This is a genomic window from Rhodococcus sp. NPDC057014, assembly GCF_042673295.1.
In the GTDB taxonomy this organism is placed as follows: domain Bacteria; phylum Actinomycetota; class Actinomycetes; order Mycobacteriales; family Mycobacteriaceae; genus Rhodococcus_F.
In genome coordinates this window covers 1-15,285 of the sequence record NZ_JBHUSF010000218.1, presented here as the reverse complement: position 1 = coordinate 15,285, position 15,285 = coordinate 1, and the positions used below count along the sequence as shown (strand labels likewise).

Below are 15,285 nucleotides of genomic sequence, written 5' to 3'. Positions count from 1 at the left end.
GATCAAGCCTTCTTGGCCGGAGCAGCCTTCTTGGCCGGAGCGGCGGCCTTCTTGGCGGGAGCCGGCGTTGCCGCAGCCTTGGCCGGAGCGGCCTTCTTGGCGGGAGCGGCGTGCTTGGCCGGGACGGCCTGGTCGGCGCGAGCCTGGACGTCGGCCGCGGTGGCGGTGACGCGATCGGCAGCGCCCTTCGACGCCTCCTCGGCCTGGTCGCCCAGGTCGAGAACCTTCAGGGCAGCCTCGTCGCCGGCGTCGGCGATGGCCTCGCCGAGTCCCTCGGCGGTGTCGGAGATGCGACCCGAAGCGCGGCCCGCGAGCTTCGCGGCCTGCTCGCCCACGGCGCGCGTCTGGCGGGCAACGGTGCCGAGAGCTTCCTCGGTCAGCTCGACGGCGTCACCGAAGGCGGTCTCGGCGCGGCCGATGCCCTCCTCGACGACCGGCTGCTTGCGGATGCGCTCGACGGTGTCCTCGCCACGCTCCGCGAGCGACGTGTACAGGTCGGATGCGACCTTCAGGTAGGCCTCGGCGACCTTGCGCAGCTCGTCGGCGGTGAACTTCTCACGCAGCTCGGCAAGCTCCTCGGGCAGCTCGGACGGCAGTCCGGCGAGGCGGTCGCGAAGGTTCTCGACACCCTCGGTGACCTCTTCCTGCAGTCCGGCGAAGCGCTCCTTGGCGCCGCCGACACGCTCTTCGACGTCACCCTGGGTGGACTCGGCGCGCGAGCGGACCTGGGCGACGACGTCGGCCACGGCCTGCACCACGACGTCTCCGGCACCTACGGCCGCGTACAGCGAGGTCTTGACGCTGTCGATGGTCTTCTGGTCAGTCATCGGCTTTCTCCTCTTCAACGGTGGGGGGTTCTGGTTCCGGCGTCTGGGAATCAGAACGCTGGTGTTCTTCTGTCCGAAGCTCGGACGTCCGGGATTCGGCCGCTTCCGCCGATTCGTTCTCACGACAGAACGACTCGTAGATCTCGAGCAGCACCTGCTTCTGCCGCTCGGTTATGGCCGTATCCGCGAGCAGAGCGTCACGGAGGGGACCGTGGGGCCGCTGCTCGAGGTAACCCGCCTGGACGTACAGGACCTCCGACGAGACCCGGAGCCCCTTGGCTATCTGCCCAAGCACCTCGGCCGAGGGCTTGCGCAACCCACGTTCGATCTGACTCAGATACGGATTACTGACACCGGCCAGCTGCGCCAACTGCCGCATCGACACCTGGGCCGCTTCGCGCTGGGCACGAATGAAACCTCCGATGTCGTGAGCGGCGTTGCTGACTACGCGAGCTGCCAGATCTCCTGCACCGGCCGCATCGCGGTCATCGCTGGCCATCAGTCCTCCGTGTTGCTGGGCAGCACCCAGCCTAAAGCAGGGTGCTAGCAATTGCAAGCACTCTGTTAGCACCCAGCTAGCGGGGCCCGTTCCGCGCGGGAGATCAGCCGAACAGCAACGTCGAGAACGTGTAGATCAGCAGGCCCGCGATCGAACCGACCACGGTGCCGTTGATCCGGATGAACTGGAGATCACGACCCACCTGGAGCTCGATCTTCTTGGACGCCTCCTCGGCGTCCCAGCGTTCGACGGTGTCGGAGATGATCGCGGTGATCTCGTCGGTGTAGTGGACGACGACGTAGCGCGTGCCTGCGAGCACCCACCCGTCGACCTTGGTCCTCAGTTCGTCGTCGTCGCGCAGCCGCTCGCCGAATCGCACGACGTTCTCCGCGACCTTCGTGCGCAGCGTGCTGTCCGGGTCGTCGACGGACTCCATGATCAGGCGTTTGGCGACCTTCCACGTCGCCGCGGCGAGGCCGGTCACCTCCTCGCGTCCCATGATCTCGGCCTTGATCTTCTCGGCCTTCTCCATGGTCGCGGGATCGTTCTGCAGGTCGTCGGCGAAGTCGACGAGGAAGCGGTTGGCCGCCTGCCGCACCTCGTGCTCCGGGTTGGACCGCACCTTCCAGGTGAATTCGACGAGTTCCCGGTGGATCTTCTCGCCGAGCATGGCGTCGACGAACTTGGGCGACCAGGCGGGCGAATCGCGGCTGACGATCCGGTCGATGGTCTCCTGACTCCCGAGCGCCCACTGATGCGCCCGCTCGGCGAGCAGATCCAGGATCGGCAGCTGCCGGTTCTCGCGCAGGAGTTCGCCGAGCACCCGCCCGATCGGCGGCCCCCACTGGGGCTCGGCCAGCCGGCGCACCAGAGTGCTGTCGATGATCTGCTGCACGTCCTCGTCGCGCAGGATCTCGACGAAGCCGCGCAGGATGGTCGCCGTCTCGGCGGCGACCCGCGCGGCGTGCTTCGGCTGCGCCATCCACGTGCCCAGCCGGAGCGGGATCTCCGCGGCCTCCACCTTGGCGGACACCACCTCGGGGGCCAGGAAGTTCTGACCGACGAAGCTGCTGAGACTCGCCCCCAGCTGATCCTTCTTGCGTTTGATGATCGCGGTGTGCGGGATCGGCAACCCCAGCGGATGCCGGAACAGGGCCGTGACCGCGAACCAGTCGGCCAGCGCGCCGACCATGCCCGCCTCCGACGCCGCCCGCACGTAGCCGACCCACGCCCCCGCGCCTTGCGATTCCTGCCACCGGCACACGAGGTAGACCGCGGTGGCGAAGACGAGGAAGCCCGTCGCGACAGCCTTCATCTTGCGAAGATCGCGACGCTTCGCATCGTCGTCGAAGGCGGAAAAGCTCAATTGATCCACAGACGCCATTGTGCCCAAGGTCGGCGCGGGGGCGGTCGCCCAGCCGCGGGACGCGCGCCCGCACAGACGGCGTTGTGCCGTGCGACAACACCCGCGCACTAAGCTGACAGGAGATCGCGACACGAAACGGATGTGAAGAGAGTCAGTGGCGAACGACGGCGTGAAGGATCCCGAGCAGGTGACCGAGTCGATGACGAAGCTGGACAAGGCGGCAAAGCCCGATGGGCGCAAGCGCCGCTGGCGCGAGCACAAGATCGCGCGCCGAGAAGAACTCGTCGACGGAACGATCGCCGCCATCCGCCTGCGTGGACGGGACATCGGCATGGACGAGATCGCGTCCGAGATCGGCGTCTCCAAGACCGTCCTGTACCGCTATTTCGCGGACAAGAGCGACCTGACGAACGCGACCATGGCGCGGTACGTGGAGACCACGCTCGCCCCCCGGATCTACGAGGCCATCGGCGGAGACCTCGACGACTTCGAGTTGACCCGCGCCACGATCACCGCATACGTGGAGACGGTGGCGTCGGATCCCGACGTCTACCTCTACATCATGGCCAACGGTTCCGGCCCCGGCCGCGAGACGGTCGCCGACTCGGAGCGGATGATCGCGGAGGTGCTCTCCACCGTTCTCGGTGAGCGCCTGCGGCAGATGGAGATGGACTCCGGCGGCGCAGTTCCCTGGGCGTACGGCATCGTCGGCGGTGTGCAACTGGCCACCCACTGGTGGATCTCCAACCGGTCGATGTCGGTCGAGGACCTGATCAACTACCTCACGATGATGACCTGGGGCGGCGTCACGGGCATCGCCGCGGTCAACGGCTCGCCCGCCCGCTTCAATGCGATCCCGCACCCGCTGCTGCCGCCTGCCGACGCGAAAGACTAGGCACCGATCCATTCTTGTGTAACTAGCAGTCACAGGTAAACTTGCCCGTGTGAACGAACACGAGGAAGAAGAGGGCTACCGCGGCCCCGCCGACATCGTCGTCGGCGACCGTCCCGCGGTGACCGTGCAGGTCCAGCTGGCGGGAAACTTCGAACCCATCAGCGGTCGGTACGTCTGGCACGGCCGCGTCCGCACCCTGACGGACGCCCTCGGTGCGGACGCAGACCTGTCCGCAGGTACGGAACTCCGGATCACCGGCCCGGATGGCACGGCCATCGCCCGGATCACCGGAACGGACCTCTGGGGAAGCCATCTCGTTGACGGAGTGACCCCGCCGCCCTTCAGCCGGGTGTGAACTCGAAGTCCGCCGGATCGACATCCCGCGTCTGCCGCCAGTAACGCACGGTCGAGCCCGGCCAGATCGCGCGATTGACACCGTGCGAGTCCAGATACCAGCTCACGCATCCGCCGCGGGACCACACGCCCCTCGACAGCTTCCGCTGAATGTCTGCGTTGAAGCTGCTCTGCACGGCAGGCCGGACGACCGCAGCGTCGGCCCCGCGCCGGTCGACGAGATCCATCAGCCGAAGGGCGTAGCGAATCTGCGACTCGATCATGAACACCACCGAATTGTGACCGAGCCCGGTGTTGGGGCCGAGGAGGAAGAACGCGTTGGGGTAACCCGCGACGGTGATACCGAGGTGAGTGCGGATGCCGTGCTCGTGCCATTCGTCGGCGAGGCGCCTGCCGTCGACCCCGGTGAGGGCGATGCTTTCGAAGCCGTCGGTGACGTGGAATCCGGTGGCATAGATGATCGCGTCCACGTCCCGCTCCGTCCCGTCCCCCGCGACGATGCCGTGCGGCCGGACCTCCGCGATACCCTCGGTGATCACGACCGACCTCGGTGAGATCAGCGCCGGGTAGTACCTGTCCGACCCGAGGATCCTCTTGCAACCGATGACATAGGACGGGGTGAGCTTGCGGCGGAGTTCGGGATCGGTGACCGTCCTGTTCAGATTCCCCCGCGCCGCGCTCTCGATCGGCTTCATCAGGCGGAAATGCCCGTTGAACCCGAGCGCGAGCGATTCGTAAGTCCAGTAGACGGCGGCACGCGCCATCCGCCGCACCAGCGGGACCCGGCCGAACAGGCGCCGCACCTTCGGCGGGATACGGAAGTTCAAGCCCGGGATCACCCAGGGCGGCGTCCGCTGATACAACTGCAACTCGGCGACGTCGCCCACGATTTCGGGAACGAACTGGATCGCGCTGGCGCCCGTCCCGATCACCGCGACCTTCTTGCCCCGCAGGTCGTAGTCGTGGTTCCACCGCGCCGAATGAAACGCGGTGCCCTCGAACGTGCCGGCTCCCGGCAGATCCGGGACGTTCGGGATGTGCAGGGAGCCGATCCCGGACACCACGAACTGCGCGACGTACTCGTCGCCCGACTCGGTGTGGATGTGCCAGCGGCAGTGGTCGGCGTCCCAGTAGCCGCCCGTCATCGTGCGGCCGAAATGAATGTTGCGCCGCAGGTCGTACTTGTCGGCCAGTCCGCGCAGATAGTCGAAGATCTCCGCCTGCCCCGACCACATCTGCGTCCAGTCCGCGTTCGGCTCGAACGAGAAGGAGTACAGGTGTGAGGGCACGTCACACGCACAGCCCGGGTACGTGTTCTCCCGCCACGTGCCGCCGACCTCCCGCGCCTTCTCCAGTAGGATGAAGTCGTCGCGCCCACGCTTGCGCAGCTGGATGGCCGTGCCCAGACCGGAGAACCCGGTCCCGATCACCAGGACACGGCACTGATGCACGTCGCCGACCACACCTCCATGTAACGCTCCTGTGGCACCGTCTGTACATGGCAGAGTACGCATGCGGATTCTGGACGACACCGGCCCGCCACTTTCGACATCGACGCGGAGAAGCGGCGGCTCGCGGAATCCTGACGCCGACCGGAAGTGCCGCAGTCAGAACAGGTGCGGCGTTTCGTGATGCAGCCTGTGGTCGTGGCGCACGGTTCCGCCGTACAGCGCCATCGCTCCGGCCAGTGCGACGACGCACAGCGACCCGGAGATCACCGCCCAGCCACCCTGCCCGGATCCCGCGGCGACGAGGAACCCACCCAGACAGACCACCGAGAGCAGAACCAGAGCGAAGCTGACCCAAGCTGCGAAGAGATTGAGTTTCATTGCACTCACCTCACCTTCGAGAACGTGGTCCCGACGCTACGCCCGACCTGCACCGACGACAAGGCGGACCGGTTTTCTTCGAGCCGCCGTGGGTAACCGGAAGCCATGAACCTCGAGAGCCTGTTCCGTAAAGCGGAGGCCGCCGGGTTCCTCGACGGCGGCAGCCGGTTTCTGCAGCAGCGGATCCAGGGGGCACTCGGTTCCTCCGACGCGGGCCCGTTGTTGCGCGGGTCCTGGCTCGGGCATCCCGTGCACCCCGTTCTCGTCAGCCTTCCCATCGGGGCGTGGGTCGGCGCGAGCGTCTTCGATCTGGCATTTCGCGATCACGTCGGCGCACGCAGGCTGATCGCCCTGGGACTACTCGCCACTCCCCCGACACTGATGACCGGCTGGGCGGACTGGGCCGAACGGGACACTGTTCAGCGCCGCGTCGGGCTGATCCACGCCGAGGCCAACGCCATCGGTGTCGTGGCCATGCTCGCGTCCTACCTTCGCCGCAGACACGGGACCGACGGACGCGCTGTCGCCACGAGCACCGCGGGACTCCTCGCGATCGGCATCGGCGGCGCGCTCGGCGGGCATCTGACCTACGCAATGGGCGCAGGGGTCGACGAGGTGCGGGAGGGTCCGCAGTCGGACTCGCCCCTCACTTCGGTGGGATGAAGAATCGAGGAACGTCATGATCGTGCTCGGACTGATCTTGCTCCTGATCGGATGGCTGGCCGGCATCAACTGGCTCTGGACCATCGGCATCATCCTCGTGGTGATCGGTGCGGTCCTGTGGATTCTCGGCGCGACCGGGCGTGCGGTCGGCGGCAGGCGTCGCTGGTACTAGAACGCAACACCGGCCGGCTCGTGTCACCCGTCCCGTGACAGAATGCGAGTCGGTCGGTTTACAAACCCGAAGTTCGGGAATCCCCGTGGCATGACGGCCATTCATCGCGAACCCAGACCTCCCGTGTGCGGCGGGCAGCCGATGAGAACGGCCGCCGTCGGCACCTCGAGACGATTACGGATTTCGATGGTCTCCGCCAACGCCAGTCCCCTCGACGTGTCGGACGGCGCCGAAGTCGGAGGGCAGAGCATTCATCTCGCCGAGTTGTCGGCGGCCCTCACGAGGGAGGGCCACGACGTCACGGTCTACACGCGGGCGGAGAGCGAGGACGCCCCGGAGCGCGTCACGGCCGCGGGCGGGTACACCGTCGTGCACGTTCCGGTCGGCCCCGCACGGCCGCTGCCGGAGGCCGAGATCCTGCCGCTGATGGGGGCATTCGGCAGCGTCCTGAAGGCCGAATGGGAGGCCGAGCGGCCCGACATCGTCCACGCCCACTACTGGATGTCCGGGATCGCGACGCAACTCGCGGCCCGCACACTCGGCATCCCGGTGGTCCAGACGTTCCACGCGCTGGGAGTGGTCGAGCAACGGTTCGAGCACGCGGACACGTCGAGCACCCACAACCGAATTCACCTGGAGCAGTTGATCGCCCGCGGTGCCACCCGGGTGGTGGCGACGTGCACGGACGAGGTCTTCGAACTCTCCCACCTCGGCCTGCCCCGCTCGCGCACGTCCGTCGTTCCGTCCGGCGTCGACGTCAAGGAGTTCACACCCGACGGCCGCGCCGACGAGAAGGGCAAACGCCACCGCCTCGTCATGGTCGGCAGGCTGGCGCCGAGCAAGGGCTTCGACACCGCCATCGAGGCGCTCACCCACTTCCCCGACACCGAACTCGTCATCGCGGGCGGACCGGCCGCCGACGACGTCGCCGACGACCCCGAAGCGTCCAGACTGCTGACGCTGGCCCGTGAGACGAAGGTGCGCAACCGGGTACGGATCGTCGGGCGGGTGCCGCGAAACGCCATGCCCGCGCTGCTGCGCTCAGCGGACGCCGTCGTGTGCACCCCGTGGTACGAGCCGTTCGGCATGGTGCCGCTCGAGGCGATGGCCTGCGGCACTCCGGTGGTCGCGTCCGCCGTCGGCGGCATGCGCGACACGGTGGTCGACGGCATCACCGGACGCCTGATCTCCCCGCGCAACCCGGTCCGCCTGGCCGAGGCCCTGCGACAGATCTTCGACGACGACGCCCTCCGCACGGGATACGGCATGGCGGGCTGCGATCGCGCCCGCGCACGCTACTCGTGGGACCGGGTCGCCACCGACACCCTCCGCGCCTACGGCCGCTGTGTGTCGGCCCCTCCGCGTACGAGTCGAACCGGCGCCCACTGAACTCGGGTGCCGGTTCGGCCGGTCGGCCGCTTACGCCGTTCGGCCGTGCCAGGCCCCGAGGGCGCTGTCCACGGACGCGAAGCACGGGAAGCTCGACTCCTGGCCCGCCGCCCTGAGCAGCCGGTAGACCGGCCGGCCGCAGATCATCGCCCACGTCCGCCCGTCCCGGACGTTCGTCGCGTGGACGGTGTCGAGCACCGACAGTCCCGCGGTTCCGATGAAGTCCACCTTCGACATGTCGAGGATGAACTGCCCCTCGGGCGAGATCCGCGTACACACGTAATCGCGGAACCCCGGTGCACTGAACAGGTCGATCTCGCCCCGCACCCCTACCAGCATCACCCCGGAACCGAGTCGCTCGGAAGTGAATTCCGCGCTCGCACAGCGTGTCGGAGCGGAACCGACGGCCGCGAGCGTTACTCTCGGCTTGTACGTGGTACCGAACTCCGTGCCCGAACACGCCATTTCAGGTTCTGGGACCCCTTGACCAACAGACATGGCTCACCCCATCTCGAACATTGAGAGGGGAAGCGGAGCACTTGCAGACAGACCCGACCTCGGACACATGACACTGTCTGCTACGGCAGCGCTTCCCGACATCGGCTGTGTGTTCAACCTCGGTTCGAGACTACTCCCGCCTGTGATGTGTCACAAGGAAATAACAGATACTCGGGCCCTCATTTGCCCTGGTGAGCGATTACAAACCGTTACGCACGGTTGTGCGGGCAGAAACAGCCGCCACGACACGTTCTGCGACCACCCGAAGTTTGACGTTCTCGCGCTGCGAACGGGTGACGAGGACGTCGAATGCGGTCTCGGCGTCGAGACCCCGCAACGCCATCACGATTCCCTTGGCCTGGTCGATGACGGAACGGGAACGAAGTGCGATCCGAAGCTGCTCGATCAGATTTCTCGCCTCGCCGTACCGTCGGGCGTTGCGCACCGCGACCGATGCCGCCTCGACGTGCAACTCGAGCACCGACTCGTCCATCCGGTGGAAGGCGTGCGGCAACAGTCCGTACAGATTCAGTGCCGCCGACTGCTCCGGGCCGGGCAGCGGAACGGACAGATAACTGTGAACGCCTACCGGTTCGGAACTCGCGGCATACGCCGGCCACTTCTCGTACGCGGCGGCACGGTCGGCGCGCACTGGTTCGCGGGAGCGAATGGCGTCGAGCGCGGGGCCCTCACCGAAGCGGTACTGCAACTCCTCGAGCGCCACGACGTCGTCCGAGGTCGCTGCCGCCGTCACCGGTCCGGTCGCCCCGAGAACGGTGACCCCGGCCATCGCCGCACCCGCGAACGTCGACACGATCCTGCGGCACACCGTGTCCAGCACGACCTCGAACTCGTCCTCGGGCTCGAGCAATTCGAGCACGGAGTCGAGCGAGACGGTGACCGCGTCGGCATCGACGTCACTCAACGTGTGCAGGTGAATCTCGTCAGGCATCCCACTCACTCGTCTCCCGTGACCGTCACGACCCTGCCGAGGGCCTCAGGAACGCTGATCGTGCCGCCAACACTACCCGCGCAAACGTACTGATCGGACTGGTTTGATCGGTCCTGTTCTGCGGTATTCCACCTGCGGTGTCGCCGGATCGCTACCCTGACTTCTCAGCAGCGCGAGCCGACCCACCACTCGCCGACAGCACGGTACGCCCGACCCGGAGGTCTCATGGCCATCGCCAAGACAATCGAACCCGACCAGGATCACACACATCCCGTCGTCGAACTGCGCGTGCGAGCAACGCCCGATCAGCTCTCCGTACTGCGCGCCCTGGCAGCCACCGTTGCCATCCACGAAGACTTCGACCTCGACTCCATCGCCGACATCAAACTGGCCATGGACGAGATCTGTACCCAGCTGATCGTCCGCGCGACACCGGATGCACTTCTGGTGTGCCGCCTGCAATTCCTCGACGGCACCCTGCGCGTCGACGTGTCGAGCACCACCACCTCGGTCGACTCCCTCGGCGAACGCTCGTTCGCCTGGCACGTCCTCAACGCCCTCACCGATTCGCTCGACCTGAAACAGGAGCGCGACGCTTCCACCGCGGGTTTCGTCACCACCATGGAATTCACCAAGGTGAAGAACGGCCTGAGTCTGTGACGTCCCATACTCACAGTGGGGGGCACACGGCCCGTTGGCCGGACGAGTATCAGGACGTCACAGCACTGTTTCAACAGATGGCAGCCCTCGACGAGGACGACCCGCGGCGCAGCAGACTGCGCGACGCCGTCGTGACTCGCTGCCTGCCACTGGCCGAGCACATCGCCCGCCGCTTCGACGGCCGCGGCGAGGCGCACGACGATCTGGTGCAGGTCGCGCGCCTCGGCCTGGTCAACTCCGTGGACCGGTTCGACGTGGAGCGCGGCTCGGACTTCGTGTCCTTCGCCGTTCCCACCATCATGGGCGAGGTCCGGCGGCATTTCCGCGACACCGGGTGGGCCGTCCGGGTTCCCCGCCGGATGAAGGAACTGCACCTCGCGCTCAGTCAGGCGGTCGCCGAACTGTCGCAGAGCCTCGGCCACGCCCCCACCGTCTCCGAACTCGCCGAGCACCTGGACCTCGAACAGGAGGAGGTGGCGCAGGGACTGCTCGCGGGCAACGCCTACCAGACCGTCTCCGTAGACAACACGTCGTCGGACCGGGCGGGCGAGTTGTCCATGGTGGAGACACTCGGCGACTACGACGCCGCGATGGACGACGTCGAGAACCACGAGACCCTGCGCCCCCTGCTCCAGTCACTGCCCGAACGGGAGCGGACCGTCCTCATGCTGCGGTTCTTCGGCAACATGACCCAGACCCAGATCGCCGACCGCGTCGGCATCTCGCAGATGCACGTGTCCCGCCTGCTCGCGAAGACCCTGGCGTCGCTGCGAGATCAACTCGGCGACGCGTAGGTCAGATCGTTGCCGTGTCGATCACGAATCGGTACCGCACGTCGCTGCCGACGACGCGGTCGTAGGCGCCGTCGATCTGGTCCGCCGAGATCACCTCGATCTCGGCGCCGATTCCGTGTTCGGCGCAGAAGTCGAGCATCTCCTGCGTCTGAGCGATGCCGCCCACCATCGAACCGGCCAGGCTGCGGCGGTTCGCGGCGAGGCTGAACGCGCGCACCTCGATCGGCTTCTCCGGCAACCCCAGTTCGACGAGGGTGCCGCTGATCGCGAGCATCGACAGGTACGCGTCGATGTCGAGATTCACCGACACGGTGTTGACGATGAGGTCGAACCGTCCGCGCAACTGCGCGAACGTGCCCGGATCCGAGGTGGCGTAGTAGTGGTCGGCGCCGAATTTCAGGCCGTCGTCCTTCTTGCCGAGCGACTGGCTGAGCACGGTGACGTCGGCGCCCATCGCGTGCGCGATCTTCACGCCGACGTGCCCGAGACCGCCCATCCCGATGACGGCGACCTTCTTGCCCGGTCCGGCGCCCCAGTGCGCGAGCGGTGAGTACAACGTGATGCCCGCGCAGAGCAGCGGCGCCGCGACGTCCAGTTCCAGGCCGTCGGGGATGGACAGGACGAAGTGTTCCGTCACCACGATGTGCGTCGAGTAGCCGCCCTGCGTCCGCTCGCCGTCGCGCCCCTCGGCGTTGTACGTCCCGGTCACCCGGTTGAAGCAGTACTGCTCCTCGTTGGCCCGGCAGGCGTCGCATTCGCCGCAGGAGTCGACGAAGCACCCGACCCCGACGCGGTCGCCGACCCGGTGCTTCGTGACGTCGGACCCGACCGCGCTCACCACGCCCGCGATCTCGTGACCGGGCACGACCGGGTACCGGGTGCTGCCCCATTCGTTGCGGGCGGTGTGGATGTCGGAGTGGCAGATGCCGGCGAACTTGATCTCGATCAGCACGTCGAGCGGTCCGAGTTCGCGGCGCTGCAGGGTGGTCTTCTCGAAACGGCTGTCGGCGGACGTGACTGCATATGCGGCTGCGGTAACCATGCGTACATGCCTACATGTTTGCGCGACCGAACGCACGTTCGGGGCCGCCGCTGCCGCGGTGACCCCGAACACGCCGGAGGAATCAGTCCTCGGATTCTTCCTTCTCGGACCGCCTGCGCAGGCGCTTCGCGGCCGCCACCAGGTTGCGCAGCGAGGGCTCGAGCTGCCAGTAGTGGCGAGTCTTCAGCCCGCCGTCCGGGTTGGCCCACAGCCGTTCCAGTGAGACCGACTCGCTCGCCTCCGTGAGCAGTTCGTCCAACTCGTCGATGTCCGGAATCCGGGCCGACCGGCTCTCGTACACACCCGGACCCACCCCGTGGGTCAGCGCCCGCTCCTTGATGGCATCGAGCACCCACGTGATGGAACGCGTCGCCACGATCGCCGTCACGTCCGCATCGAGCCGTTCGATGGCGTCGACCACCGACGCCCGGCTCGTGTACGTGAGGTGCGTGTGGATCTGCGTCTCCGGTTTCGCCGCACCCGTCGCGAGACGGAACGCGTCGACCGCCCACTCGAGATACGCCTCGCGGCCGTTCTCGCGCAACGGCAGCAGTTCCCGGATGGCCGGCTCGTCGACCTGGATGATCGCAATTCCCGCCGCCTCCAGGTCGGCGATCTCGTCACGGATCACCAGCGCCAACTGGTCGGCCGTCTCGTACAGCGGCTGATCCTGGCGGACGAACGACCGCGCGATCATCGTCACCGGACCCGTCAGCATGCCCTTGACCGGCTTGTCCGTCAGCGACTGCGCGTACGCGATCCACTCGACGGTCATCGGCTTCGGCCGCGACACGTCCCCGTAGAGGATCGGGGGACGTGTACACCGCGAGCCGTAAGCCTGCACCCAGCCGTTGTGCGTGAAGGCATACCCCTCGAGAAGCTCCGCGAAGTACTGCACCATGTCGTTGCGCTCGTGCTCACCGTGCACGAGGACGTCGAGACCGATGTCCTCCTGCAACCGGATCGTGCTTTCGATCTCCGCCTGGATCCGCTTGTAGTACTCGTCCCACTCCAGGCGCCCCTGCCCCAGCTCGTACCGGGCAATCCGGATCTCGTTCGTCTGCGGGAACGAACCCAGCGTCGTCGCCGGAACGAGCGGCAGGTTCAGTCGCTCCTGCTGCGCGACCCGCCGCTCCTCGTACGGGGCGCGGATGCGGTCGTCCGGCCTGATCGCGTTGACCCGTGCGCGCACCGCGTGCTTGAGCTTGAAGTGCACCGACGTGGGGCGCTTGCGCCACTTGTCGGACGGTCCCTCCGTCAGAGCCTTGGCCAGCGAGACCACCTCGCCGACCTTCTGCTTCGCGAACGCGAGCCGGTCCGCGACGTCGCCCGGGATGTCGTACTCGGACAGCACGTCGTACGGCACGTGCAGCAACGACGTCGACGTCGAGACCACGAGATCGGGCACGACGTCCTTCAGCGTGTTCAGGTACGTCAGCGTGTTGTACCGGTCGACCCGCCACACGTTCCGGCCGTCGACGACGCCGGCGTAGATGCGCTTGCGCTTCATCCCCGGGATCCGCGCCAGCTCGTCGGCACTGAGCCGATGACTGACGAGATCGAGACCGATCGCTTCGACCTTCGTGGAGGCGAGGACGGCGAGGGCCTCCCCGAGATGTCCGTACGGTCCGGTGACGAGGATGCGGGGACGCAGCGGCGCGTGCGACAACTTCTCGTATACCCGGGCCAGCGCAGCCAGCTCCTCCGGCGTGCGGTCCTCGGTGAACGACGGCTCGTCCAGCTGGACACACGTGGCGCCGGCCTTCGCCAGCTGCTCGAACAGCAGCTCGTACTCCGGCAGCAGCTCGTCCAGCAGATCCAGGGTCGAGAAGCCGTGCCGCTTCGACGTCGGACCGACCTTCGACAGCAGGAGCAGCGACACGGGTCCCAACACGACGGGGCGCAGTTCGATCCCGCGGGCCTTCGCCCGCTCGAACTCGTCCAGCAGGGTCTCGGACCGCAGCGAGAACTCGGTGTTCTCGTCCAGTTCGGGCTGACGGTAGTGGTAGTTGGTGCCGAAGAACCGCACCAGCTCGAGCGGCGGGAAGTCCGGCCTGCCCCGTGCCAGGGTGAAATAGAAGTCCAGCGGATCGAGCTGGCTCTCGAGCGGCGCGAACCGCTCGGGCACCGCACCGAACAGCAGCGCGTTGTCGAGTACGTGGTCGTAGTAGGAGAACGTGTTGCCCGGGACCTGGGTCAACCCGGTCGCGGCGAGCTCACTCCACGTCTCCTCCTGGAGATCGCGGGCGACGGCGACGAGTTCGTCCTTCGTTCCCGTGCCGTGCCAGTAGGACTCGAGGGCACGCTTGAGTTCGCGGCGAGGTCCGATGCGGGGATACCCCAGGATGCTGGATCCGTATGCTGCGGTGCTGGACATGCGGTCGACCTTTCTGGGCACAGGTGCAGTCACCTACCTACCTGCTAGCTGGCCTTCTTGCCGGCACGGGCGTTGTCGCCGTACTCGTAGAAGCCCGCACCGGACTTCTTGCCGACCAACCCGGCCTCGACCATGCGGAGCAGCAGCGGCGGAGCCGAGTACAGGGGCTCCTTGAACTCTTCGTACATGGAGTCGGCGATGGACTTCACCGTGTCCAGGCCCACCAGGTCGGTCAGCGCGAGCGGACCCATCGGGTGCGCGAGGCCGAGAACGGTTGCCTTGTCGATGTCTTCCTTCGTGGCGAACCCGGACTCCACCATGCGGATCGCGGACAGCAGGTACGGCACCAGGAGGGCGTTGACGACGAACCCGGAACGGTCCGCGGACCGGACGACCTGCTTGCCCAGCACGTCACTCGCGAAAGCCTCGGCCCGCTCGGACACCGACTTGCTCGTCTTGAGCGTGGTCACCAGCTCGACGAGGGGAAGCACCGGAACGGGGTTGAAGAAGTGCATCCCGATGACCCGCTCCGGGGCCGTCGTGGCGATGCCCAGCTTCATGATCGGGATCGACGACGTGTTGGACGCCAGCACGGCGTTCGGATCCGTCACGACCTGGTCGAGTTCGGCGAAGATCTCGCTCTTCACCTTCTCGTCCTCGACGACGGCCTCCACGACGAGCTGCCGGTCCGCGAAATCACCGAGGTCGGAGGTGAACCGCAGCCGCCAGGCGGCCTGCTCCCGTTCCCGCTCGGTGATCTTGCCGCTGCTCACTCCGCGATCGAGCGAACGCAGGATGCGCGAACGCCCCGCCGCCGCAAGTTCACGGGTCTGCTCGAACACCAGAACGTCGACGTGCGCGCGAGCGCACACCTCTGCGATTCCGGCGCCCATGATCCCGGCGCCGATCACGCCGACGCGCTGAATCTTTTCGCTGGTCACGTCAGCTCCTTTTCGTCTAGTGGAGTC

17 protein-coding genes are annotated in these 15,285 nt (G+C 67.0%); 7 read left to right on the top strand and 10 right to left on the bottom strand.

The annotated features are described in order from the left end of the window. Positions 1 to 2 precede the first annotated feature (2 nt). From tadA to ACFTZB_RS31310, 3 genes are all read right to left on the bottom strand, one after another. Positions 3 to 827, bottom strand: coding sequence for a major lipid droplet protein TadA (gene tadA / locus ACFTZB_RS31320; protein WP_378437447.1), 825 nt, complete (start codon positions 825 to 827; stop codon positions 3 to 5). Then, positions 820 to 1,326, bottom strand: coding sequence for a helix-turn-helix domain-containing protein (locus tag ACFTZB_RS31315; protein WP_012689029.1), 507 nt, complete (start codon positions 1,324 to 1,326; stop codon positions 820 to 822). The genes tadA and ACFTZB_RS31315 overlap by 8 nt, the downstream gene beginning before the upstream one ends. A 103-nt stretch (positions 1,327 to 1,429) precedes the next feature. Then, positions 1,430 to 2,701 carry a DUF445 domain-containing protein gene (locus ACFTZB_RS31310; RefSeq protein WP_378437445.1) on the bottom strand — a complete coding sequence of 424 codons (1,272 nt, stop codon included), beginning with the start codon at positions 2,699 to 2,701 and terminating at the stop codon, positions 1,430 to 1,432. A 190-nt stretch (positions 2,702 to 2,891) separates the two neighbouring features. On the opposite strand from ACFTZB_RS31310, the gene ACFTZB_RS31305 reads away from it, so the two are divergent. Beyond that, positions 2,892 to 3,587 (top strand): TetR/AcrR family transcriptional regulator, encoded by a 696-nt coding sequence (locus ACFTZB_RS31305; RefSeq protein WP_378437449.1) that lies wholly within the window; start codon positions 2,892 to 2,894, stop codon positions 3,585 to 3,587. A gap of 49 nt (positions 3,588 to 3,636) precedes the next feature. After that, complete coding sequence (locus ACFTZB_RS31300) at positions 3,637 to 3,942, top strand: DUF4873 domain-containing protein (protein WP_378437443.1); 306 nt, start codon at positions 3,637 to 3,639, stop codon at positions 3,940 to 3,942. Here ACFTZB_RS31300 and ACFTZB_RS31295 read toward each other — a convergent pair. Further along, positions 3,929 to 5,404, bottom strand: coding sequence for a flavin-containing monooxygenase (locus ACFTZB_RS31295; protein WP_378437441.1), 1,476 nt, complete (start codon positions 5,402 to 5,404; stop codon positions 3,929 to 3,931). The genes ACFTZB_RS31300 and ACFTZB_RS31295 overlap by 14 nt on opposite strands. Positions 5,405 to 5,548: 144 nt before the next feature. After that, entirely contained in the window at positions 5,549 to 5,770 is a 222-nt protein-coding gene (locus ACFTZB_RS31290) for a hypothetical protein (RefSeq protein ID WP_025433155.1), read from the bottom strand. A 105-nt stretch (positions 5,771 to 5,875) separates the two neighbouring features. On the opposite strand from ACFTZB_RS31290, the gene ACFTZB_RS31285 reads away from it, so the two are divergent. The 3 genes from ACFTZB_RS31285 (at position 5,876) to ACFTZB_RS31275 (ending at position 7,994) form a co-directional block, all read left to right on the top strand. Further along, the gene (locus ACFTZB_RS31285) at positions 5,876 to 6,433 is read left to right on the top strand and encodes a DUF2231 domain-containing protein (RefSeq protein ID WP_378437438.1); all 558 of its coding nucleotides are present in this window, start codon (positions 5,876 to 5,878) and stop codon (positions 6,431 to 6,433) included. A gap of 16 nt (positions 6,434 to 6,449) precedes the next feature. Continuing rightward, positions 6,450 to 6,605: a DUF6131 family protein gene (locus tag ACFTZB_RS31280; protein ID WP_095862504.1), complete on the top strand. Its 156-nt coding sequence runs from the start codon at positions 6,450 to 6,452 to the stop codon at positions 6,603 to 6,605. 186 nt (positions 6,606 to 6,791) lie between these two features. Beyond that, entirely contained in the window at positions 6,792 to 7,994 is a 1,203-nt protein-coding gene (locus tag ACFTZB_RS31275) for a glycosyltransferase (protein WP_378437436.1), read from the top strand. A 30-nt stretch (positions 7,995 to 8,024) separates the two neighbouring features. Here the strand turns inward: ACFTZB_RS31275 and ACFTZB_RS31270 are convergent, their stop codons facing one another. Both ACFTZB_RS31270 and ACFTZB_RS31265 read right to left on the bottom strand, forming a co-directional pair. Beyond that, the gene (locus ACFTZB_RS31270) at positions 8,025 to 8,333 is read right to left on the bottom strand and encodes an STAS domain-containing protein (protein WP_241032615.1); all 309 of its coding nucleotides are present in this window, start codon (positions 8,331 to 8,333) and stop codon (positions 8,025 to 8,027) included. Between the two features lie 358 nt (positions 8,334 to 8,691). Next, the gene (locus tag ACFTZB_RS31265; RefSeq protein WP_378437433.1) at positions 8,692 to 9,444 is read right to left on the bottom strand and encodes a GAF and ANTAR domain-containing protein; all 753 of its coding nucleotides are present in this window, start codon (positions 9,442 to 9,444) and stop codon (positions 8,692 to 8,694) included. Positions 9,445 to 9,669: 225 nt separating this feature from the next. Between ACFTZB_RS31265 and ACFTZB_RS31260 the strand changes: the two genes are divergently transcribed. Further along, positions 9,670 to 10,104 carry an ATP-binding protein gene (locus tag ACFTZB_RS31260; RefSeq protein ID WP_378437432.1) on the top strand — a complete coding sequence of 145 codons (435 nt, stop codon included), beginning with the start codon at positions 9,670 to 9,672 and terminating at the stop codon, positions 10,102 to 10,104. Beyond that, complete coding sequence (locus ACFTZB_RS31255; protein WP_072939636.1) at positions 10,101 to 10,898, top strand: RNA polymerase sigma factor SigF; 798 nt, start codon at positions 10,101 to 10,103, stop codon at positions 10,896 to 10,898. Before ACFTZB_RS31260 ends, ACFTZB_RS31255 begins: the two co-directional genes overlap by 4 nt. A gap of 1 nt (position 10,899) precedes the next feature. Here ACFTZB_RS31255 and ACFTZB_RS31250 read toward each other — a convergent pair whose 3' ends face one another. The 3 genes from ACFTZB_RS31250 to ACFTZB_RS31240 all read right to left on the bottom strand — a co-directional run bounded on the left by ACFTZB_RS31250 (position 10,900) and on the right by ACFTZB_RS31240 (position 15,258). Continuing rightward, positions 10,900 to 11,940: an NAD(P)-dependent alcohol dehydrogenase gene (locus ACFTZB_RS31250; RefSeq protein WP_378437429.1), complete on the bottom strand. Its 1,041-nt coding sequence runs from the start codon at positions 11,938 to 11,940 to the stop codon at positions 10,900 to 10,902. A gap of 82 nt (positions 11,941 to 12,022) precedes the next feature. Continuing rightward, complete coding sequence (metE, locus tag ACFTZB_RS31245) at positions 12,023 to 14,317, bottom strand: 5-methyltetrahydropteroyltriglutamate--homocysteine S-methyltransferase (RefSeq protein ID WP_378437427.1); 2,295 nt, start codon at positions 14,315 to 14,317, stop codon at positions 12,023 to 12,025. A 44-nt stretch (positions 14,318 to 14,361) separates the two neighbouring features. Continuing rightward, positions 14,362 to 15,258: a 3-hydroxybutyryl-CoA dehydrogenase gene (locus tag ACFTZB_RS31240; protein ID WP_378437425.1), complete on the bottom strand. Its 897-nt coding sequence runs from the start codon at positions 15,256 to 15,258 to the stop codon at positions 14,362 to 14,364. Positions 15,259 to 15,285 lie beyond the last annotated feature (27 nt).

Bases quoted from the DNA above. Each gene is read 5' to 3' on its own strand.
- tadA (WP_378437447.1), bottom strand. From the start codon at position 827: ATGACTGACCAGAAGACCATCGACAGCGTCAAGACCTCGCTGTACGCG.
- ACFTZB_RS31315 (WP_012689029.1), bottom strand. From the start codon at position 1,326: ATGGCCAGCGATGACCGCGATGCGGCCGGTGCAGGAGATCTGGCAGCT.
- ACFTZB_RS31305 (WP_378437449.1), top strand. From the start codon at position 2,892: ATGACGAAGCTGGACAAGGCGGCAAAGCCCGATGGGCGCAAGCGCCGC.
- ACFTZB_RS31290 (WP_025433155.1), bottom strand. From the start codon at position 5,770: ATGAAACTCAATCTCTTCGCAGCTTGGGTCAGCTTCGCTCTGGTTCTG.
- ACFTZB_RS31285 (WP_378437438.1), top strand. From the start codon at position 5,876: ATGAACCTCGAGAGCCTGTTCCGTAAAGCGGAGGCCGCCGGGTTCCTC.
- ACFTZB_RS31280 (WP_095862504.1), top strand. From the start codon at position 6,450: ATGATCGTGCTCGGACTGATCTTGCTCCTGATCGGATGGCTGGCCGGC.
- ACFTZB_RS31275 (WP_378437436.1), top strand. From the start codon at position 6,792: ATGGTCTCCGCCAACGCCAGTCCCCTCGACGTGTCGGACGGCGCCGAA.
- ACFTZB_RS31270 (WP_241032615.1), bottom strand. From the start codon at position 8,333: ATGCTGGTAGGGGTGCGGGGCGAGATCGACCTGTTCAGTGCACCGGGG.
- ACFTZB_RS31265 (WP_378437433.1), bottom strand. From the start codon at position 9,444: ATGCCTGACGAGATTCACCTGCACACGTTGAGTGACGTCGATGCCGAC.
- ACFTZB_RS31260 (WP_378437432.1), top strand. From the start codon at position 9,670: ATGGCCATCGCCAAGACAATCGAACCCGACCAGGATCACACACATCCC.
- ACFTZB_RS31250 (WP_378437429.1), bottom strand. From the start codon at position 11,940: ATGGTTACCGCAGCCGCATATGCAGTCACGTCCGCCGACAGCCGTTTC.
- metE (WP_378437427.1), bottom strand. From the start codon at position 14,317: ATGTCCAGCACCGCAGCATACGGATCCAGCATCCTGGGGTATCCCCGC.